This is a genomic window from Paenibacillus rhizovicinus (genome assembly GCF_010365285.1).
GTDB classification, from domain to species: Bacteria; Bacillota; Bacilli; order Paenibacillales; family Paenibacillaceae; genus Paenibacillus_Z; species Paenibacillus_Z rhizovicinus.
On record NZ_CP048286.1, the window covers coordinates 4,980,031 to 4,999,577 of the forward strand.

Consider the following 19,547-nt stretch of genomic DNA (forward strand, 5'->3'; position numbering starts at 1 on the left):
AACGCTTCTTTTGAGTGCGCGCATGAGGCTAGGCTAGGTTAGGTTAGGCTAACCGCGTTCGGGCTCCGTCAGCGTCAGGAAGTCAAACGTGACCGCGCATCCCGACCCTTGCGGCGACTGCGCGACGACGCCCACCTGACAGAAGGCGGGAAGCTGCATGCCGAAGTAACGGACCTGCTCCCATTCTTCACCGTCTGCGGAGTAGGACAACGTGAAGCAATGCCCCGCTCTAGCGATGCGCAGATAGGGCTTCTCCACGTCGACGCGCATGGAGTTGCAGTCGTCGGAAACGCCGTTCTGCGTAACGACGGAGACGATCGTCGCATAGCGGCCGTTGTGCTCGAAGCACAGCTTCGCCCAATTCCGGTCGTCGCCCAGCACCATGAGGCAGCCGGAATCGTACTTGTCCGCCATCGCAGCGCTGAGCCTGGTCGTCAGCTCGAACGAGTCGCCTGCCTGCCGCCGCAGGAAAGGAGCCGAGCTGACGATATGCTTGCCGGCCGGATCCTGGTAATAGTCTGCCTTGGCCGGAGCCGCGACGAAGAGTCCGCCTTCTTCCGTATATGACCATTGCTCAGGTTCGTTCGCCCAATGGAACTCGCGTTTGGCTGCCTCGTTGCCGAATAGATTCGTCTGCACAATCATGTCCCCTTTTCGAATGGAGTGGCTATGAGTGTACAATTCTCGCTGCAAACGGCTAGTCCTGCTTTTATCCCGCGGTCATGTTGTTTTCATGCCTCGGAATATTCGACCTGTCGGGGAGATGGCGGTATAATACAGTCAAGCATGTAAAATGAGGGCCGGATCGTTAACGGCTTAGGATAATCAGGGGAGTGTTCGCATGAAAGTCGAAGTATGGTCCGACATTGCTTGCCCGTTCTGTTATATCGGCAAACGCAGGTTTGAAGCGGGGCTCGCGAAGTTCGCGCACAAGGATGAAATCGAAGTCGTGTATCGGAGCTTCCAATTGGATCCGAACGCGGCAAAGGAACCGGAACTGGACGCGTACGGCCTGGTCGCCAAGAAATACGGCATCAGCCGGGAGCAGTCCGTCGAGATGCACGAGAATCTCGTCAAGCAGGCAGCCGAGCTCGGATTGACGTACAACTTCGAGCATGCGTACCCGGCGAATTCGCTCGATGCGCATCGGCTCATTCATTTTGCGGGCCGTTACGGCAAGCGGACGGAAGCGGCCGAGCAGCTGTTCAAGGCGTATTTTACCGATTCGAAGCATGTGGGCAAGATCGAGACGCTGATCGCGATCGCGGAAGCAATCGGTCTGGATCCGAAAGAAGCGGAAGCGGTGCTGCGCGGCGATGAGTTCACGAGCGAAGTGCAGGCGGAATGCAGCGAAGCGTCGCAGCTCGGCGCGAACGGCGTGCCGTTCTATGTCATCAACCGCAAATACGCGGTAGCGGGAGCGCAGCCTAGCGAGGTATTCCTCGATGTGCTGAACAAGTGCTGGGAAGAAGAGAAGCCGCTGATCATGCTGGACCCTTCTTCGACGAACAGCGGTACGGGTCAAGTATGCACGGACGACGGCTGCGGAATCGGCGACCCGAACGCTTAAACGATTAGGATAACAGACGACGAAAAAGCACGAGCGAGCCGAAGCGTCCGTTCTGCAGCTTGCAATCTTGCAGGCTGCGCGGGGCTTTAGCTGGCGTCGTGCTTTTTGTTTTGTAGCTCTTCAGCCAGCCGTATTCAAACGTCGATCAAGCGTATTTGGCGGACAGCCCGATGCAGGCAACGCCGGCCAGAATAAGCAGGCACCCGGCAATCTTGAGGCCGTTCAGCGATTCGTCGAACAGATAGTACGCACCGATGATCGAGATGATATACGCCAGGCTTTGAATCGGATAGGCAAGGCCGAGATCGACCTTGGATACGATGAAGAGCCACAGGACGGTCGCGCAGCCGTAAATGAACAAGCCGCCGAGTATGTAGGGCGAGAACATAAGCTCCAGAATGGTCCGAAGCGATTCGAACGGCTTGTCCCGCTGCATGAGTCCGTATTTCCATAGAAACTGCCCGGTTACGAGCATGAGCGTGTTCGCCAGAATGAGCAGGAATTGCACGAGATTCACGGCGCCTCACGTCCTTTCACCGTTTGATGAAGCTCGAGGAGGCTCTTCTCCATGACGGCAAACTCCTGCGTCAACGTTTTGATTCGATCGGACTGCTTGGACAGGCTGATCGTCTGCCGCACGAGCAGCGCGAGTATGAAAATAATCGTGACGAGAAACACGAACGTCGGCATATAAGCGATCCCGAGCCATACCGCGAACCGGTTGAGCAAAGGGATGCAGGCTGCCGCCAAGACGCCGGCGACGGCGGTGACGAGCCAGAGGAAAGCATAACGGTCCTTCAGCTTATGCGTCACCGTGAAATAGATGATCAGCCCCAGGAAGAATACCGTAATGAGGATTGCGACAAACTGATTCATGTTAAAATCCCTTTCGATCATTCAGTTAGTTCTGTTTCTGCCTCGCCTAATCGATTGTCCATAGGCCTGTAGGCTCCTAGGAGAAGCTCTTGCGGATTAGCGAGAATAAAGTGACTTTCAACATGTAATAGATCGACTTGGACCAGTTGATGGACGACGTTCCGCCTTGACGGCCGCGCATTTCCACGCTGATCTCCTTGATTTTGAAGCCTCGCTTGGACAAGCTGACCAGCACTTCGACCTCGGGATAGTCCGTCGGATAATTGCGGGCGAACTGCGCGATGGCCGCGCGTCCGACGATCCGGAAGCCCGATGTGGGGTCATGGACGGGAATGCCCGTCAGCATCCGAATCAATTGGTGAAAATAGAATATCCCGACGCGGCGGGACAGACTGCCTCTATAGCTGCTCTTCTCGACGAATCGCGAGCCGATGACCATATCGGAGCCGCTCGCCGAGATTTCGCGGACAAGCTTCTCGATGTCTTCCGGCCGGTGCTGGCCGTCGGCATCCAATTGAATGGCGTATTCGTAGCCGCCGCGCTGCGCGTATTGATAGCCGCTCTGCATGGAGCCGCCGATGCCGAGATTGACGGCATGCCGGAGGGAAGGAAAGCCTTCCTCGCGGATAATTGCAGGCGTTCGGTCCTTGGAGCCGTCGTCAATGACGACGAAATCGTAAGGCGTATGCCTTTTCAAATCGTGTACGGTTCTGGCGAGCGTCGCTTCTTCGTTGTACGCCGGAATGATGACCAGAATATCGCTGTTGCGCTTTTGCTGCATCTTGCATAAACCTTCTTTCCCATCTTCAATGCCGCGGAAGTTGTTTTCTACCAAATTCTATAAGTATAATAGAAAACGATCATAAAAAGAATACCAGATATCTGGAAGGAGTTGTCGAATTGTTTTCTTTACGAACGGAATCCTCCCGCATGAAGAAGTTCCTTTGGATTGTTATTGCGGCTGTGTTTCTGGTCCATCTGATCGTCGTGCTGTGGCTGGGGGATCACTTCCTGCTTGGCTCTTACGAGCTGCGAAACAACGATGATGTCAAATACGTCTACTCCGCGCAGGTGCTGCTCGAACAGGGAACGCTCGTCTACAACAGCGGTCTGCAGCCGACGAATTTCATTATGCCGGCCATTCCCGTCCTATTAAGCGGATTTATGTCGTTTCTGGACCGCGATGCGGCGGTCATGGGATTCCGGATTCTGCAATGCCTCATGCAGGCCGCCTCGGTCTATCTGATCTTCATCCTGGTACGCGAGACGCTTGGCAGGCGGGTTGCCGTCGCTGCCATACTGCTCGACGCGCTGTATGTCCCGAACTTGTTCGCCTCCGGCGCGATTCTAACTGAATCGACGTTCAAACTGCTCTTTTTGTTGCTGATCTGCAGTTTTCTCTATGCGGTGAAACGCCGTACGGCAGGCGCGTACGTGTTTGCGGGCATCATGCTTGGACTAGCCTGCTACGTGAAGCCGCAGTGCGCGCTCATTCCCGTCTGCCTGCTGATCATGTGGCTTATTCATCGGTACAGCTGTGCTGAAATCGTCAAATATACGGCTATCGTCGGCGTCAGCAGCATGCTGCTGCTCACCCCATGGTGGATTCGCAATTACGTGGATTTCCATGAATTTATTCCGTTTACGAAGTCGACGGGCAATCCGATGCTGCTCGGAGCATTGATCGAACGCGCAGCGCCGCCGAAAGGCTTCTTCGAGCAATATCCGGAATACAAAGGCGACAGCAAGAACCTGTTCGCGGGCTACGACACGGAGCAGAAGCGGACGGCGAAGCGCCTCATAGCCTACGGCTTCAAGCATCAGACGCTGCCGTATACGTACTGGTTTACGGTCGGCAAATCCATTCAGCTATTCGAAAATCCGTTCTACTCCCGTCCGGTTCCGGGGCTGCCGCGGCCGGCGATCAACGTGATGCAATGGATCTTCGTGCTTATCGGCTTCGCCGGCATCGTGTTAGCGCTCATCCGGAGCGGGTTCAAACGAATCATGCCGATTCTGCTGCCGTTTCTCTATTATTGGTTCATTCATCTACCATTTATTACCTTCGGACGCTATGGTTATCCGCTCATGTTCATATTGGCGATCTTTGCCGCTTATGCGGTTGTCGCTGTTCTGGAGGAGCGCGGCGTGCTGAGAGGCCGCGAGAAGGCGATGGGGGCTGTCGATTAATTCGACAGCCTCTTTTCTTCCTGCGCTTGGCAAGTTAAACTTGGAATGAAAGCGCTGTATATCTATGGATTTAGATTTGGATTTGGATTTGGCGGAGCATACGGTCAACTACGAGGAGGCGAAGAAGGATGCAAGTTTCGTTGGCGCAAACCAGGCAGCCGGCAGCCCGCGTAACCACAAGCAAGGAATATGTGACGATTCTGTTCGGCATTTGGCTCATCGGAGGGATATTCATCGACGGCTTCGCGCATAACCACGGCGTCGTGGAGACGTTCTTCACCCCCTGGCATGCCATTTTGTATTCGGGATTCCTTGCTTCTGCAGTCTGGATGGGCTGGCTGCTGCTCCAGTCGAGGCATGCATCCGGCTTGCCTTGGACGGCTGCAGCTCCTGTCGGCTACGGGCTGGGTCTCGTCGGGGTCTTCATCTTCCTGCTTGGCGGCCTCGGAGATATGTACTGGCATACGGTATTCGGCATCGAACAAAATATTGCCGCGCTTCTGAGCCCGACGCACCTGATCCTGCTGCTCGGCGCGTTATTGATCCTCTCGAGCCCGTTCCGTGCCAGCTGGCATAATGCGGCCGTGACGAAACCGGATTGGCGCACGTTCGCGCCCGCTTTTCTGTCGCTCGTCGTCACGACGGGCGCCGTCAGCTTCTTCTTGATGTATGCTTGGATGTTTCGCTACAATTTGCCTGCAGAGTCGACCATCCTTTGGTACAACTACCAAATCGGCGGCGGCGGCTTGCTGGATGATATGAACAAGACACGCGGAATTTCTTATATCCTTATCGATACGATCGTTTACATGTTCCCCGTTTTCTTGCTCATGAAGAGATGGACGCTGCCGGCTGGCACGATGACCGCGTTATTCACGCTCGTCTCGGTCATGATGAACGTGCTGGACGGCTTCCAAAACTACCCGTCGATCTTCGTCGCGCTGGGAGCCGGCTTGGTCGGCGATATTCTATACCGGGTGCTGCGTGCCGGCGAAGGACGCGCATTGGCCGAGCGGGTCATTGCGGCCGCGGTGCCGATCGCGCTTTGGGGCTTTTATTTTGCCTGGATGACCATCTCCGACAGCATCGGCTGGGAGACGGAGTTTTGGGCGGGGGCGATCGTCGAAGCGACGCTGCTGTCGATGGGGCTGCAGCTGCTCGCCTCGAAGCATGCGTACGCCTCGCACCAGCCGCCGCCGGCAAGGGGATGACGCAATAATGGCAATCGTGGCACAAGCCCGACGGATATGGAGCGCAGCCGGGCTGCTTGCGGCGATACTGCTTCTGGGCGGCTGCGGGAGCGGCACGATGAGCGGCGTGGACGTGCACCCGCCAACCAAAGGGCTGCTGCATTATTTGCAGCAGGCCGGCCAGATGGGCAACGTATCCGACCGGGGCTATCGAGTGACGGCGGAAGCCGAGGACGGTCAGCCCTCCGCCGGCGCGGAGGCAGCGTTGACGCTGCAAGTCAGCGATGCTTCCGGTCGGCCGGTTCAGGCATTCGCCGACGACATGACGAAGCTGATGCATTTCATCGTCGTCAGCAAGGATCTGTCCGAGTTTCAGCATCTTCATCCCGAGTACGAGGGGCAAGGGAAGTTTTCGGTGAAGCTCACGTTTCCGCGCGGCGGGCCGTTTCTCCTCGTATCGGAATTCATGCCGGACGGCAAAGGACTGACCGTATATAAGCAATGGATGGACGTCAGCGGAGGAGGAACGGGGGCGGCGCAAGAGCTCGAGGCGGCGGATGCAACGCAGAACGCCTTGCCGACGGTGACCGTGAACGGACTCGACATTAAACTGACCGCCATGCCGCAGCTCAATGAACTGAAAGCAGGCGAGATGGTGATGTTGGCGTTCAGCGTGCGGAAGGCAGGGACGGACGAACGAATCGTACTCGAGCCGTACTTGGGTACGGCGGGCCATTGCGTCATCCTGGATGAGAAAGCCGAGCAGTATTTGCATGTGCATGCGGCTGCCGAGATGAGCACGGGCTCGAGCGTGATGTTCCACGCGGAATTCCCGAAGGCTGGCGTGTACAAGTTATGGGCGCAGTTTCAATACGAAGGACAAGTCGTCACGGCGCCGTTCGTGCTCCGGGTCGTTTGAATCAGGTTAACAAAAACATCCCCCGATCGAATGCGTCGGGGGATGTTTCTTTGTCTGTTTGTCTGCTTACTTGCTCTCTTGCATAATCGCTCTCTTGCTTGTCTGTTAGTCGATTGTCTGTTAGTCGATTGTCTGTTTGTTTGCATTGAAGTTTGCGTGTGATGACGGTTTGAAAAAACTTAAGGCGTTACGCTGCGAAGCACGGTCATGCTGCCATCCAGCTCGTAGCCGCCGAGGCTGGCTGGAAGCAGGAAGCATTCGCCGGCTTTCACGTCTTGCTTGCCGCCATCCCAGGATAGCGAACCGCTGCCTTCGGCAATGACGAGAATGACGAACGATTCCGGCGTCGTGGACAGCTTCCACGGTGAGCGTACGAGGCCTTTCTCAACGATGAAATACGGCGATTCCGCAATGACGAGCCATTCGTTGCCGCCGATGCCGTCCGTTTTCATGCGGCTTGCGCCAGCGCCTTCATAGGCAGTCACGTTAAGCGAATCTTCGACATGCAGCTCGCGGAGCTTGCCGTCCAGACCCGGACGGTTATAGTCGAACACCCGGTAGGTCGTATCGGAGTTTTGCTGGATTTCGGCGACGACGACGCCTGCGCACAGTGCGTGGACGGTTCCGGCCGGGATGTAGAACGCATCGCCTGCTTCGACGGGAACTTCCTGCAGGCAGTCCATGACGCGGCCTTCTTCGATGGCTGCCGCAAGCGCTGGGCGGTCGACGCCGTCTTTAAGGCCGTAGATGATTTTTGCGCCGGGCTCAGCCGCCAATATGTACCACATCTCGGTTTTGCCCAGCTCGCCTTTCGGCAGTCGGTCATAGGTATCCGTCGGGTGAACTTGAATGGACAGATCGTCGTTGCAATCGAGCAGCTTGATGAGAAGCGGGAAACGGCCGTTCTCCGCGTAGCCTTTCGTGCCAAAATATTCGCGTCCGTATTGTTCGCGGATTTCATCGAGACCGAGGCCCGCGAGCGCGCCGTTCATCACTTTGGTCGTGCCGTTCGGGTGATCGCCGATCATCCAGCCTTCGCCGATGGCGCCTTCCGGCAGCTCCAGGCCGAATTGCTCCAGCGCGCGGCCTCCCCAAATACGTTCTTTCATCTCGGGTTTGAATTGCAATGGATATGCTTGTGTCAATTTGGTTCTCTCCTCTATCCGAAATATGGTTTCTCTATGGTTGGTAAGCTTGATGCAGCGAATGACTAGTTCTTGCCGGGCTGGAACATTTCCAGGAACTCGCCGTCCGGTCCTTCGAAGAAGAAATAGCGGGCGCCGTTCGGCAGCGTGGTGATTTCCGTATCGCGCATTTTTACATGCGAAAGGCCGGAGATACGCGAGAATTCTTCCTCGATGTCATCGACAGTGAATGCGGTATGATGCGTTCTGCCTTCGACTGCGAGTTCGCCCGGATAGTTCTGGATCAGCTCGATTTCAGTCTCCCCGCCGTCGGTTCCGGATAGGAAAGCCATCAGAATGAAGCCGTTCGAGTGCGGCAGCGTGTACAGATGCTTAAGTCCGACAACCTCGGTGTAGAATGCAATCGACTTCTCCATATCGCTGACCATAATGCCTACGTGCTCCAATTTACGAACTGCCATGAATAATTCCTCCTTTAGAATGGTGGTTGCTAGAATGGCATAGCTGCTGGCGGACGTGCATGACTCATTCGTGCTTCATGATCGCCGTGTTTCATTACTTCTTCTCGATGGCGATCAAGTAAGGCGCTTCTGCTTTCTGGACCATGCGATACAGCATTGCCTGGCCAGTCGGCTGCGGCAGGGAGGATGCCCAGCCTGCCACGGCTTCCGCTTCCTCGAACCCGCCGGGATGGCCGGGGTAGAGGACGGCGGTAATCAGGCCGCCGGGACGCAGCAGCGTCAAGGCGTTCTCCAGCGCTGCAAGCGTGGAAGCAGGCTCCGTAATGACAGCCTGGTCCGTATTCGCTCCCGGCAAATAGCCGAGGTTGAACATGACGGCCGCGACGGCGCCGCGATCTTCCGCAGCTAGATGCTTGTCCATCTCCGCATGGCTGGCATGCACAAGCCGGAGCGGCCCGGGGGCAGCAGCAGCCTGCCGGGCTGAATTTCCGCCGGAGACAGCGTCCCGCCCGGCGGATCCGTCGATTCTGCTGCCGTTAACTGCAGCAGAGTTGTTGGTTTCGGCAGCCGTCGCAGCTTGCCCGGCCTGCACGGTTGTACCGCCGATTCTACTGGCGCCCGCATCGGCAAGCGCAGCAAGCCGCGCCCGCGTTCGCTCCAGCGCGTCCACCTGGATGTCGAACGCGTATACTCTGCCGCGCGGTCCGACAAGCTCCGCCAGAAACTGCGTGTCCACGCCGTTGCCGCAGGTGGCGTCGATGACGACGCCGCCCGGCGCGACGCGTTCCTTCACAAGCCGCTGCGCCATGCCGAGCACGCTGAGGAAGCCCATTTTACCGTTCCTCCCAGAGGCGGCCCTGCCACGTATTGCGGCTGGCCAGCTCATGGTCGATGGCATTCAGCACTTCCCATTTCTTCAGACTCCACATCGGGCCGATCAGCAGATCCCGGGGCGCGTCGCCGGTCAACCGGTGAACGATCATGTCCGGCGGCAGCAGCTCCAGCGTATCGACGATCAGCTTCACGTACTCGTCTTGGTCCAGGAAACGGAGCAGGCCGGCCTCGTACTGCTTCACCATGGGCGTCTTGCGCATTAGATGAAGCAGATGAATTTTAATGCCTTGCACATCCATAGCGGCGACGGCCCGGCCCGTATCCATCATCATCTCATGGGTTTCCTGCGGCAAGCCGTAGATAATATGGGCGCAGACGCGTATGCCCCGTGCGCGCAGCCGTTTCACGGCATCTTCGTAGCATGCCGTATCATGCGCCCGATTGATAAGCGTTGACGTCGATTCGTGAATCGTCTGCAGTCCCATCTCCACCCACAGGTAGGTGCGTTCGTTCAATTCGGCCAAGTAATCGACGACATCGTCGGGCAGGCAGTCCGGCCGCGTGGCGATCGATAATCCGACGACGCCGGGTTGAACGAGAATCGCTTCATAATACTCGCGAAGCTCCTCTACGGGCGCGTACGTGTTCGTATACGCCTGGAAATAGCCGATGTACCGGGCTTCCGGCCATTTCTGATGCTGCAGGTCGCGGATTTTATTGAACTGGGTAATCAGATCGTCCCGCCGGCTGCCGGCAAAATCGCCCGAGCCCCGCGCGCTGCAGAACGTGCAGCCGCCGGCCGCGATGGATCCGTCCCGGTTCGGACAGGTGAAGCCCGCGTCCAGCATCACTTTGAATACTTTGCCTCCGAATTGCTCGCGCATTTCGTTATTCCATGTATGAAACCTTTTGTCGCTCCACAGCCTAGGAGGAAGGGAGGCGGCATCGGGCTTAGTTTGCACGTGCATACTGCTGCAGCTCCTCTTGCTTCGATAGTTTCTTCGCTTTCGTCTTGCGGTTACATACAATCATAACGAAATTTCGCGCAAAACGCCATGACGCCTAGGCTTGAAGTTCCGGAAGAAGTTCCGGAATTTGTCGTACGAGCAGGGAAAACAGCTGGTAAATGAAAGCGATTTATTTTAAAATAGGGCTTGCTAAACCTGACATGAACTGTTATATTAAAAGTGCGACAGATCAACAAATACACTACTTTTACTACCTTCTAACTACTTCTCATAACAAGTTGGTTTTCTGGAAATCCGCATGAATAATTCAGTGAGGTGATGAAGAATGGAGAAGCAAGTGAAAATTCCGCAAGGCGATGAGAAAGTGATGGTTGAATTAACGAGAAAAGAATTAATGTCCCTGGCCGGAATCCGGTTCCACGGCAACCATAAAATCGAAGTATCCGCTCGCAAGAAGCTGCATGATATATTGGAGTCGCAGGAGAGCGCTCCAAGACAATTGATGAACTAAGATTACGATTACGTGCTCCCTAAATAAACTAGAAGCCGACGGCCCGCAGCCCTCGGCTTTTTTATTTGCTTCCCTGGCGGGTCGGCGGGAGAGAGGCCGGGCATTCGGACTTTACAAGAAGTGCGAAATTCGGGCACAATAAGGACTAGCTTACGAAAACGTGGAGGAATGAATGCATTATGCGCCTTAGAGGAAGAAAAGGAATATTGGAAAGCATCGAAGCCCAGCCGGAGCTGGTCGTATTGGACGCAACGCCGCACAAGGGACGTTGGCGCGAGTTTTTCGGCAACGACAATCCCATCTATATCGAGCTTGGCATGGGAAAAGGCAAGTTCATCAGCGATATGAGCGTGCGGAACCCGCATATTAATTTTATCGGGGTGGACATGTACGACGAGTTGATCCGCCGCGCGAGCGAGAAAGCCCGCAACGCCTGGGAAGCGGCGCACGGAACGGCGCAGCCGCCGAATCTGGCGCTGCTCCGCGCCAACATCGAAGGCATCGAGAACATGTTTGCGCCGAACGAAGTGCAGCGCATTCATCTGAACTTCAGCGATCCGTGGCCGAAAGCCAAGCATGCGCGCCGCCGCTTGACGCATCCGCGCTTCGTGGCCAAATACATGGAGATTTTGAACGACTTGGGCGAAATACATTTCAAGACGGATTCGCAGTCCTTATTCGAATTCTCGCTCAACAGCTTTGCCGACATGGAGCTGCACATGCGCAACATTTCGCTCCATCTGCATAAGGAAGAGCTGCGCGACGATCTCGTGCTTACGGAATACGAAGGCAAGTTCGTCGAGCGCGGCAACAATATTCACCGCGTGGAAGTCGTGATCGGCGAGCAAGCGATTGCCGCCCACCGGTCAGCAAAGCATGCGGCTCAGATGAAGGACCAAGCCGCGGAGACGAGCACGGAAGTCAGCGAGCCCAGTACGGCGCCGACCGTGACGTCGGAAGGGTAATGAAGGCCGAGATACATGCGCGACCAGGCCACCGAGCCGCCGATCAGAAGCGCCGCGGGCGCTAGGATGGGAAGCAAGGCCGGATCGGCCAACAGCCAAGGGATAAGCCAAGCGAATATAGCCGTTGTGTGACCGGAGGGAAATGACGAGTCGCACAGCGGCTTTCTGCATGTATGGACCTCTGCCAGCGCCTGGTACGGACGCAGACGGCGGAATTTGCGTTTCACGATCGCGACAGGGAGATGGCTGATCGCAACGGCCGACAGGGATTGCCAGCCCGCCGTACTCCAGGAACCGTCGGCGGCAAGCGCGCAGACCAGCGACGAAAGCAGCGTGAAGCTTGCCCCGCCCATATGGGTAATCGTACCCAGCCATCGGCTCAGCCATCGGTTCAGGCCTTGATGCGACGGCCTGCGGTTCGCCCAGAAGAATATCCGCTGCTCTTGCGTTAGCGCCCAGAAAACCATGTTAACCACGCCGATCCCCTCCAGTATGCGATTCTGCTTCCTGCTCCAGCAATTTCAGCATAAGTCCGGAATGTTACCGCGGCATCAACGGTCTGCTAAGGCCGTATTAATTCTTCATCATCCCTTCACGAAGGGTTGATACCGCGGTAATACAATTCCTTTACACTACATCCAAATACCGGTTGCGAGCAGCCCTGCAGGCTTGGACGGAAGTGCTGCGAAGGCCGAATAATGGAGGCGATTTCGAATGCGGCTTGCCTTATTCACGGATACGTTTGCACCCGAGATAAACGGGGTTGCCCGGACTTTGGAACGATGGACGGACTATTTGCGCATGCAGGACGTACCCTGCCTTGTTTTTGCTCCTGACCCGGCGGTCTCGAAGTCTCGCGAAGCTTCGCCTTTCGTCGAACGTTTCGCCAGTCTCCCATTCTTTCTTTATCCGGAATGCCGGCTCGCCTTGCCGAATCCCATTCACGTGCGCAGGGCGCTGGATGCGTTCAAACCGACGGTCATCCATGTTGCCACGCCGTTTAACATGGGCTTGTTCGGCATTCATTATGCCAAGAAACACCGGATTCCGCTGATTGCTTCCTACCATACGCATTTTGATCGCTATTTAGCGTTTTACAATATCCAATGGATGGTTAAGATGTTATGGAGGTATATCAATTGGTTTCATGCCGATTGCCGGTCTATATTCGTGCCCTCCAAATCAACGCTTCAGGATCTGAAGGAACGGGGGTGGGACGAGAAGCGTCTGGACGTCTGGACGCGCGGCGTGGATACGAAGAGTTACCATCCGAACGTTGACAAGAAGCAGCTGCTGGCCAACCACGGCCTTGAACGCAGCCCATACATCGTGTTCTACGCGGGCAGGCTTGCCCCGGAGAAAAACGCAGACATCGCCATCTCGGCGTTTGCGAAGTTTCAGCGCGACGTTTGCAAGGATGCCGCGCTCGTCATCGCAGGTGACGGTCCGTCCATGGATAACCTTAAGCAGCAGGCGCTGCAGCAAGGGGTTTCCGCGCATTTTCTAGGCTTCGTCGCGGAGCTGCAGCAGTGGTATGCCGCGGCGGATGTGTTTCTATTCCCTTCCGCGACCGAGACATTCGGCAACGTAGTATTGGAAGCCATGGCATGCGGCACGCCCGTAATCTGCGCCGACACCGGAGGCGTCGTGGATACCGTCCGGCATGAATGGAACGGTCTTCGATGCGAGCCTGGCAATGCCGATGCGTTCAGCGATGCGCTGGCGCGGCTCTACAACGACGAAGGCATGCGGAACCAATTCATGGCCCGCGGGCTAGCGCACAGCATGCGGCAGTCCTGGGACTTGATATTCGATGAACTGCTGGCCAAATTTGAGGCGGTGTCCCGGGCGGACATGAGTTCATCAATTCGTCACATAAGGGGCTGAACCGTTGAAACTTTGCCGATTTATTTCTCGTTAATACAAAATGAAACATGATTTAACCGTAAATGGTTGAAAATAAGGGCGATACGGAAGAAAAAAGCGGTTTTGTTCCGTACATCTCCAATGCAAGCGCTTTTCTCCGCTTTCTTAGGCGCTCAGCGCCGATTTCTACTTTTGACAAAAGGCCGTTCAGCATGGAAAATCAGTAAGGCCGCGGTTTACAAAAAATAGATACCTCGGCGAAGGTTTAAAAAACTAGAGAAAATATGACAAAAATGGGGTCTCAAGGGGGTAGTAAAAAATAATGATTAACACCATCATTATTTTGTTTCAAATTTTTCTGGCTTTCGTAGGGGTTTATCAATTCACGATTTCCCTGTTCGGCATCGTCAGAAAACGCAAAACCGCTCAGCATAAGCCGCAAAAATCGTTTGCCGTCCTCGTAGCCGCGCACAATGAAGCCCAAGTGGTCGGGGCGCTCGTCGAGAACTTGCAAAAACTGGATTACCCGAAAGAACTTTACGATATCTTCGTCATTTGCGACAACTGCACGGACAACACGGCCGAAATCGTACGCGGCTACGGCGTCCAAGCATGCGAACGCAAGAACCCGCATCTGCGCGGGAAAGGCCATGCGATCGAGTGGATGCTGAAGGAATTGTGGGCGATGCCGCGCCAATACGACGCCATCGTGATGTTCGACGCCGACAACCTCGTAGGCAACGACTTCCTTGTTCATATGAACAACGATCTGTGCGAAGGCCATAAAGTCATCCAAGGGTACCTGGATACGAAGAATCCAACGGATTCCTGGGTTACGGCTTCTTATGCCATCACGTATTGGTACTGCAACCGGCTGTGGCAGCTGTCCCGCCGCAACCTGAACATGGCCAATTACCTTGGCGGCACGGGGATGTGCTTCGATACCGAGCTCATGAAAGAAATGGGCTGGGGGGCGACGAGCCTTGTCGAGGATTTGGAGTTCTCCATGCGCTGCGTGAAGCGCGGCATTCATCCTGTGTTGAATTACGACGCGAAGGTATACGACGAGAAGCCGCTCACGTTCAAGGCCTCGGCCCGCCAGCGTCTGCGCTGGATGCAAGGTCACTTCACCGTCGCGCGGAGCTACTTCTTCCCGCTGCTCTGGCAGAGCATCAAGGAGCGCAGCTTCGTCAAGTTCGACGCGGCGCTGTATTCCATCTCGGTATACAATACGTTCCTCGGTTTCCTCGTCACGGCGCTGCTGTACATGGATAACCTGATTCCGGCGGACAACGTGTTCGCATCGATTTATTACTACCTGCCTAGCTGGGTTGCGATCGTAGCCATTACGGCAACGGTCGTCATGTTCCCGCTCGTCATGATGCTCGAAGGCATCAAGTCGTGGAAAATGTACGCGCACTTGTTCTCGATGGTGTTCTTCCAACTGTCCTGGCTGCCGATCACGTTCTACGCGTTCTTCACGCAGAACAACAAGCAATGGAGCCACACGCAGCATACGCGCGTGCTTCGTCTTGAAGAGGTGCAGAGCAAGCAGGTGTAGCGTTTTGAGGCTTGCTTGAATCGACTTGGGCGATCGGCGAAGCATCGAGATTGCGAATGAGAACGACTTTGGTGCGGAGCACCACGGGAGCGGTCATCGCAATCTCGATACGAAGCCGGTATACGCCATGGCGTTACAAAATGCGGCCTCCACAAAGAGGTTGACTGTAGGCAATGAACTATGCTATATTATTTCGGTAACGTGTCTTGAAACGATAATTTCACGTTTTACGCACAAGCAGAGGCGCCCGCTTCTCACCTATTCGGCTGCGGCTGAACGGTTTGCGATCGATGATTAAGAACAGGCTGTCAGCCATGCGCTGATTAGGAAGCCTTTAATCTTGGTTATTGGAATGCGGGTCCCGAGCGGATCCGCATTTTTTGCTTTTGCTGGGAAGATCAGATCAGTAAGTATGAGGATTACGCGTTCTTTTCTGATCTTTTTGAGAGAAGGCGACTTCTCGATTCATAAACTTTGGAGGTGGCAGGTTATTAGCAGGGAACATCAAATCAATGATGAGATTCGGGCGAGAGAAGTCCGCGTCGTAGGCGCCGAAGGCGAGCAGATCGGCATCAAGCTTTTCCGTGAAGCACTGCAAATGGCAATCGATTTGAACATGGACCTCGTGAACGTTGCACCGACAGCGAAACCGCCGGTGTGCCGCATCATGGACTATGGCAAATTCCGTTATGAGCAGCAGAAGAAAGAGAAGGAAGCCCGCAAGAACCAGAAGATCGTTGACACCAAGGAAGTTTGGTTCCGTGCGAACATCGACGAGAACGACTACCAAACCAAATTCCGTAATGTCGTGAAATTCCTAGGCGAAGGCGATAAAGTGAAATGTTCCGTCCGTTTCCGCGGTCGTGAAATTACGCATGCTTCCGTCGGCCAGAAGATTTTGGACCGGCTTGCAAACGAAGTGTCCGATTTGTGCGTCATGGAGCGCGTGCCGAAGCTTGAAGGCCGCAGCATGATCATGATTCTGGCTCCGAAAACGACTAACTAACATTCTTTGAGGAGGAACACCACATGCCTAAAATGAAAACGCACAGCAGCTTGAAAGACCGCTTCAAAATTACGGGTACAGGTAAAGTAATGCGTTATAAAGCTTACAAAAACCACTTGCTGTCGGGCAAATCCGCTCGTCAAAAACGCGTTCTGGCTACAAACCCAGTTATGGCTCCTGGCGACGTAAAACGCCTGGCTCAAGGTCTTGCAAACATCAAAGGTTAATTCATAATTTCAATTAATTACTCGGGAGGTTTCTACTCATGGCAAGAGTTAAAGGCGGATTCGTCCGCGCACGTCGTCGTAAAAGAATTTTGAAACTAGCAAAAGGTTATTTCGGTTCCAAGCATCGCCTGTTTAAAACAGCTAAAGAGCAAGTAATGAAATCTTTGCTGTACGCATACCGTGACCGTCGTCAACACAAACGCGACATCCGCAAACTGTGGATCGTTCGTATCAACGCGGCAGCTCGCCAAAACGGCCTGTCCTACAGCAAATTCATGTTCGGCTTGAAACAAGCCGGCGTTGAAGTCAACCGTAAAGTACTGGCTGACCTCGCCGTGAACGATATCAACTCGTTCAACGCATTTGCTAACCTTGCAAAAGAAAAAGTAAACGCGTAGTTTACTGAAGCTATAGATGAAGAAGCGCTCTCCTTCGCGGAGGGCGTTTTTTTGTGCGATCCGTGCGGTTCGAGAGAGGCGGAGGCGCTGTCGAACTGGATACATTCGGTTCGGAAACGTACAATAGCAGGGAGAGGAAAGAAAGGTGGTTATCGGATGAGTGCTTCTATAAATAAGCTGCAAGCCTATATGGACGACAATGGCATCGACGCGATGCTGATTACCGAGCCGAAGCATGTGTATTATCTGACGGGATTCGCTTCGGATCCCCATGAGCGGTTTCTTGGCATGCTGCTGCCTCGAGGGAAAGAAGCGTTCCTGCTTGTGCCCGCGCTCGATTATGAGGCGGCTCACGCGGCGGCGTCGGTTAAGCATATCCATACCCATTCGGATACCGACGACGCCTATGCGATCCTTCGCGGCCTTATGCCGGACGGCGTTCGCTCGTTAGGCATCGAGAAGGACCATCTAAGCGTCAGCAGGTTCGAGACGCTCCGCGCGGCAATCGGCGCCGAAGTGTACGCGGATATCGGCATGCCGCTGCGGGAGATGCGCGTGACCAAGTCTCCCGAGGAAGCGGAACGCATGCGAAACGCGGTCCGCATCGTGGAAGAAGTGCTGCAGGCGGGAGCTGCCTTGGTGAAGCCCGGCGTCACGGAAATCGAGCTTGTCGCCGAGCTCGAATACCAGATGAAGAAGAGAGGCGCGCAAGGACCTTCGTTCGATACGCTCGTATTGGCCGGCGCGAAATCCGCGATGCCGCACGGCATGCCGGACCGAACGGCTGTACGGGAAGGGGAATTGCTGCTGTTTGACCTTGGCGTGTTCGCGGACGGATATGCATCCGACATAACAAGGACATTCGCCGTCGGCCAGATTACGGACGAGATGAAGCGAATCTATGCCGCCGTGCTTGAAGGGAATCTGCGGGCGATCGAAGCGGTTCGTCCGGGAGCCTCGTTCGGCAGCTTGGATCGCGCGGCCCGCGAATCGATCGCGGCCGCAGGATTCGGCCCGCAATTCAATCACCGGCTCGGACACGGGCTCGGCCTCGATATTCACGAATATCCGTCGGTGCACGGGAACAACTTGGAACTGCTGCGCGAAGGGATGACGTTTACGATCGAACCCGGCGTCTATGTGTCCGGGCTCGGCGGCGTGCGCATCGAGGATGACGTACTCGTGACCGCGAGCGGCGTCGAGGTGCTGACGAATTATCCGAAAACCTTGACGGTGATCGGCTAAGGGGAAGACGTGCCATTACGGCAAAGGCATATTGGCTACTGGCATATTGGCTCTTGGTTACTGGTTACTGGTTATTGGTTATATCGCAGCGACAAAGGCGCAGCTTCCTGGTACTCAGGAGCTGCGCCTTTGTCGCTTGAAAAAGAAGAATCGGCTTGGCGAAGCCGATTTGTACGGAGGCTTCTATAAGGGAAGGCGCTACGATTTGGTGTATTGTACTAGGGACATCGGTACAATCGAAATCTTCTGCTAGTGAATAGAGTATAGGACAACGCCGTTTTACCTTTCGAGGCAAATGTCGGGCAAGTACATTTGCCGTATTAGGCAAACACAAGCAATGGAAGTACATTTCATGAGGAGGAAATCCTATGCCACGCGTTACAAAAGAACAAGCGCAAAAGCTGGTCGGAAAAACCATCTATGCGGTTCGCAAAGACGGTTCGGTCGTGACGGGCAAGCTCGTTCGGATGCACCAAAATCAGCTGCAGCTGGTTCCCGTCGTTAAAGGCAAAGAAGTACAGACGAGAGCGATCATTCCGCTCGTCTTGTTCGATCTGCTGGCAATCGGCTTGTTCGCCGGCGGCGGTTTCGGCTTCGGCGGTTTCGGTCCTGGCTTCGGTCCCGGCTTCGGCGGCCCTGGTTTCGGTCCTGGCTTCGGCGGTCCCGGTTTCGGCGGCCCCGGCTTTGGCCCCGGTCCCGGTTTCGACGGCGGCTGCTGCTGCCAGCCCGGCCCCGGCTTCGTGAATACGCCGTTCTTCTAAACGGCGCCGCATGCGGTCAAGAACGGCCGAGCGTTCAATCGGCCGAGCGGAAGCAAGCGCAGGCCGACACCATCAAGCTGGCTACAGCAGCAGGCCGACACCATCAAGCTGGCTACAGCAGCGATTTCAACATCTCGTAGCAGCGCAAATCCGAATAGTAGCGGACAGTCTGAAAGCCCAGTCTGGCATAGAGCCGCTGGGCTCTTGGATTTCCGTGGTCCACGAACAGCCTGGCGAGTTTCACGCCTCGTTCCCTGCCCTGCGCTTCGGCATGGTTCATGAGCGATGTGCCGATTTGTTTGCCGCGGTGCTGCGGATGTACGACCAGCAGGTCGTAGAGAAGCACGTCGTCGCGGATATAATAATGGATATAGCCCATGGGCGTGCTTCTCTTGGTCCGGGAATAAACGAGCGAGACGCCGTCGTTCATGCGTTTAGGCAGCTCGCGTATCGTTTGGGCATCCCGGGGCGATGCTGTATGGGAGAGAGGGATCAGCTCTTGTTTGATCAGGCGGATGATTTCCGTATCGTCCGTTCGCGCCCGGCGTGCTCGAATCATAAGGCATCCCGCTTTCTTTGGTCGAATGGTGCTATATTCTATGTCGCTGCCGCGGACTGCGCGCACGCTGCCGGAGAGCGTACATAAGTTTTTCTCGGAATGCTCATCCTTCTTCTTGACGTATGGAATCGCAGAGCATATAATAAGCGATAAGTTAAGAAGAACAGTGGTGCCGTATTCGGCAGCAAGTTCATCTTTAATAAAGTGATCGGCTATGAAGAGGACGAAGTGTTAAGGGCCCTTTTGCTCCAGAGAGCGTACGGAACTGCTGAAACCGACGCCAAAATCCCTTTCC

At 55.2% G+C, this 19,547-nt stretch carries 23 protein-coding genes; 13 read left to right on the top strand and 10 right to left on the bottom strand.

The annotated features are described in order from the left end of the window. Nucleotides 1-48 precede the first annotated feature (48 nt). Nucleotides 49-645, bottom strand: a complete 597-nt coding sequence (locus tag GZH47_RS22395; RefSeq protein WP_192043534.1) for a DUF1349 domain-containing protein — start codon at nucleotides 643-645, stop codon at nucleotides 49-51. Between the two features lie 196 nt (nucleotides 646-841). On the opposite strand from GZH47_RS22395, the gene GZH47_RS22400 reads away from it, so the two are divergent. Further along, complete coding sequence (locus GZH47_RS22400; RefSeq protein WP_162643250.1) at nucleotides 842-1,570, top strand: DsbA family oxidoreductase; 729 nt, start codon at nucleotides 842-844, stop codon at nucleotides 1,568-1,570. A 145-nt stretch (nucleotides 1,571-1,715) separates the two neighbouring features. Here the strand turns inward: GZH47_RS22400 and GZH47_RS22405 are convergent, their stop codons facing one another. From GZH47_RS22405 to GZH47_RS22415, 3 genes are all read right to left on the bottom strand, one after another. Continuing rightward, complete coding sequence (locus tag GZH47_RS22405; RefSeq protein WP_192043535.1) at nucleotides 1,716-2,087, bottom strand: EamA family transporter; 372 nt, start codon at nucleotides 2,085-2,087, stop codon at nucleotides 1,716-1,718. Beyond that, the gene (locus tag GZH47_RS22410) at nucleotides 2,084-2,446 is read right to left on the bottom strand and encodes a DUF2304 domain-containing protein (protein WP_162643251.1); all 363 of its coding nucleotides are present in this window, start codon (nucleotides 2,444-2,446) and stop codon (nucleotides 2,084-2,086) included. Before GZH47_RS22410 ends, GZH47_RS22405 begins: the two co-directional genes overlap by 4 nt. A gap of 76 nt (nucleotides 2,447-2,522) precedes the next feature. Next, the gene (locus GZH47_RS22415; RefSeq protein WP_162643252.1) at nucleotides 2,523-3,227 is read right to left on the bottom strand and encodes a glycosyltransferase family 2 protein; all 705 of its coding nucleotides are present in this window, start codon (nucleotides 3,225-3,227) and stop codon (nucleotides 2,523-2,525) included. Nucleotides 3,228-3,346: 119 nt separating this feature from the next. Between GZH47_RS22415 and GZH47_RS22420 the strand changes: the two genes are divergently transcribed. The 3 genes from GZH47_RS22420 (at nucleotide 3,347) to GZH47_RS22430 (ending at nucleotide 6,745) form a co-directional block, all read left to right on the top strand. Beyond that, entirely contained in the window at nucleotides 3,347-4,636 is a 1,290-nt protein-coding gene (locus GZH47_RS22420) for a glycosyltransferase family 39 protein (RefSeq protein WP_162643253.1), read from the top strand. A gap of 128 nt (nucleotides 4,637-4,764) precedes the next feature. Further along, nucleotides 4,765-5,847, top strand: coding sequence for a hypothetical protein (locus GZH47_RS22425; RefSeq protein WP_162643254.1), 1,083 nt, complete (start codon nucleotides 4,765-4,767; stop codon nucleotides 5,845-5,847). A 7-nt stretch (nucleotides 5,848-5,854) separates the two neighbouring features. Next, nucleotides 5,855-6,745, top strand: a complete 891-nt coding sequence (locus tag GZH47_RS22430) for a hypothetical protein (protein ID WP_162643255.1) — start codon at nucleotides 5,855-5,857, stop codon at nucleotides 6,743-6,745. Between the two features lie 179 nt (nucleotides 6,746-6,924). Here GZH47_RS22430 and GZH47_RS22435 read toward each other — a convergent pair whose 3' ends face one another. From GZH47_RS22435 to GZH47_RS22450, 4 genes are all read right to left on the bottom strand, one after another. Next, a complete protein-coding gene (locus tag GZH47_RS22435) occupies nucleotides 6,925-7,890 on the bottom strand; it encodes a type I phosphomannose isomerase catalytic subunit (RefSeq protein ID WP_162643256.1) in 966 nt (321 codons plus the stop codon). A 65-nt stretch (nucleotides 7,891-7,955) separates the two neighbouring features. Then, a complete protein-coding gene (locus GZH47_RS22440) occupies nucleotides 7,956-8,351 on the bottom strand; it encodes a VOC family protein (RefSeq protein WP_162643257.1) in 396 nt (131 codons plus the stop codon). A gap of 94 nt (nucleotides 8,352-8,445) precedes the next feature. Further along, on the bottom strand, nucleotides 8,446-9,183 hold the full coding sequence (locus tag GZH47_RS22445) for a class I SAM-dependent methyltransferase (protein WP_162643258.1): 738 nt from the start codon (nucleotides 9,181-9,183) through the stop codon (nucleotides 8,446-8,448). 1 nt (nucleotide 9,184) lies between these two features. Beyond that, nucleotides 9,185-10,153 (bottom strand): tRNA modification radical SAM protein MnmL/YtqA, encoded by a 969-nt coding sequence (locus GZH47_RS22450; RefSeq protein WP_162643259.1) that lies wholly within the window; start codon nucleotides 10,151-10,153, stop codon nucleotides 9,185-9,187. Between the two features lie 325 nt (nucleotides 10,154-10,478). On the opposite strand from GZH47_RS22450, the gene GZH47_RS22455 reads away from it, so the two are divergent. Both GZH47_RS22455 and trmB read left to right on the top strand, forming a co-directional pair. After that, a complete protein-coding gene (locus tag GZH47_RS22455) occupies nucleotides 10,479-10,664 on the top strand; it encodes a hypothetical protein (RefSeq protein ID WP_162643260.1) in 186 nt (61 codons plus the stop codon). 179 nt (nucleotides 10,665-10,843) lie between these two features. Further along, nucleotides 10,844-11,629, top strand: a complete 786-nt coding sequence (trmB, locus tag GZH47_RS22460; protein WP_162643261.1) for a tRNA (guanosine(46)-N7)-methyltransferase TrmB — start codon at nucleotides 10,844-10,846, stop codon at nucleotides 11,627-11,629. Here trmB and GZH47_RS22465 read toward each other — a convergent pair. Further along, nucleotides 11,548-12,096 carry a phosphatase PAP2 family protein gene (locus GZH47_RS22465; RefSeq protein WP_162645376.1) on the bottom strand — a complete coding sequence of 183 codons (549 nt, stop codon included), beginning with the start codon at nucleotides 12,094-12,096 and terminating at the stop codon, nucleotides 11,548-11,550. The genes trmB and GZH47_RS22465 overlap by 82 nt on opposite strands. Before the next feature lie 247 nt (nucleotides 12,097-12,343). Here GZH47_RS22465 and GZH47_RS22470 point away from each other — a divergent pair, with 247 nt between their 5' ends. The 7 genes from GZH47_RS22470 to GZH47_RS22500 all read left to right on the top strand — a co-directional run bounded on the left by GZH47_RS22470 (nucleotide 12,344) and on the right by GZH47_RS22500 (nucleotide 18,693). Next, nucleotides 12,344-13,516, top strand: coding sequence for a glycosyltransferase family 4 protein (locus tag GZH47_RS22470; protein WP_162643262.1), 1,173 nt, complete (start codon nucleotides 12,344-12,346; stop codon nucleotides 13,514-13,516). A 301-nt stretch (nucleotides 13,517-13,817) separates the two neighbouring features. After that, a complete protein-coding gene (locus GZH47_RS22475) occupies nucleotides 13,818-15,056 on the top strand; it encodes a glycosyltransferase family 2 protein (RefSeq protein WP_162643263.1) in 1,239 nt (412 codons plus the stop codon). A gap of 412 nt (nucleotides 15,057-15,468) precedes the next feature. Next, nucleotides 15,469-16,062: a translation initiation factor IF-3 gene (gene infC, locus GZH47_RS22480; protein WP_162643264.1), complete on the top strand. Its 594-nt coding sequence runs from the start codon at nucleotides 15,469-15,471 to the stop codon at nucleotides 16,060-16,062. 23 nt (nucleotides 16,063-16,085) lie between these two features. Continuing rightward, on the top strand, nucleotides 16,086-16,289 hold the full coding sequence (gene rpmI, locus GZH47_RS22485) for a 50S ribosomal protein L35 (protein WP_162643265.1): 204 nt from the start codon (nucleotides 16,086-16,088) through the stop codon (nucleotides 16,287-16,289). 38 nt (nucleotides 16,290-16,327) lie between these two features. After that, nucleotides 16,328-16,687: a 50S ribosomal protein L20 gene (gene rplT, locus GZH47_RS22490; protein ID WP_162643267.1), complete on the top strand. Its 360-nt coding sequence runs from the start codon at nucleotides 16,328-16,330 to the stop codon at nucleotides 16,685-16,687. Between the two features lie 156 nt (nucleotides 16,688-16,843). Next, nucleotides 16,844-17,932, top strand: coding sequence for a M24 family metallopeptidase (locus GZH47_RS22495; protein ID WP_162643268.1), 1,089 nt, complete (start codon nucleotides 16,844-16,846; stop codon nucleotides 17,930-17,932). A 368-nt stretch (nucleotides 17,933-18,300) separates the two neighbouring features. Then, complete coding sequence (locus GZH47_RS22500; RefSeq protein ID WP_162643269.1) at nucleotides 18,301-18,693, top strand: hypothetical protein; 393 nt, start codon at nucleotides 18,301-18,303, stop codon at nucleotides 18,691-18,693. Nucleotides 18,694-18,805: 112 nt separating this feature from the next. Here GZH47_RS22500 and GZH47_RS22505 read toward each other — a convergent pair whose 3' ends face one another. Further along, nucleotides 18,806-19,252 (bottom strand): GNAT family N-acetyltransferase, encoded by a 447-nt coding sequence (locus GZH47_RS22505; protein WP_162643270.1) that lies wholly within the window; start codon nucleotides 19,250-19,252, stop codon nucleotides 18,806-18,808. Between the last annotated feature and the right edge of the window lie 295 nt (nucleotides 19,253-19,547).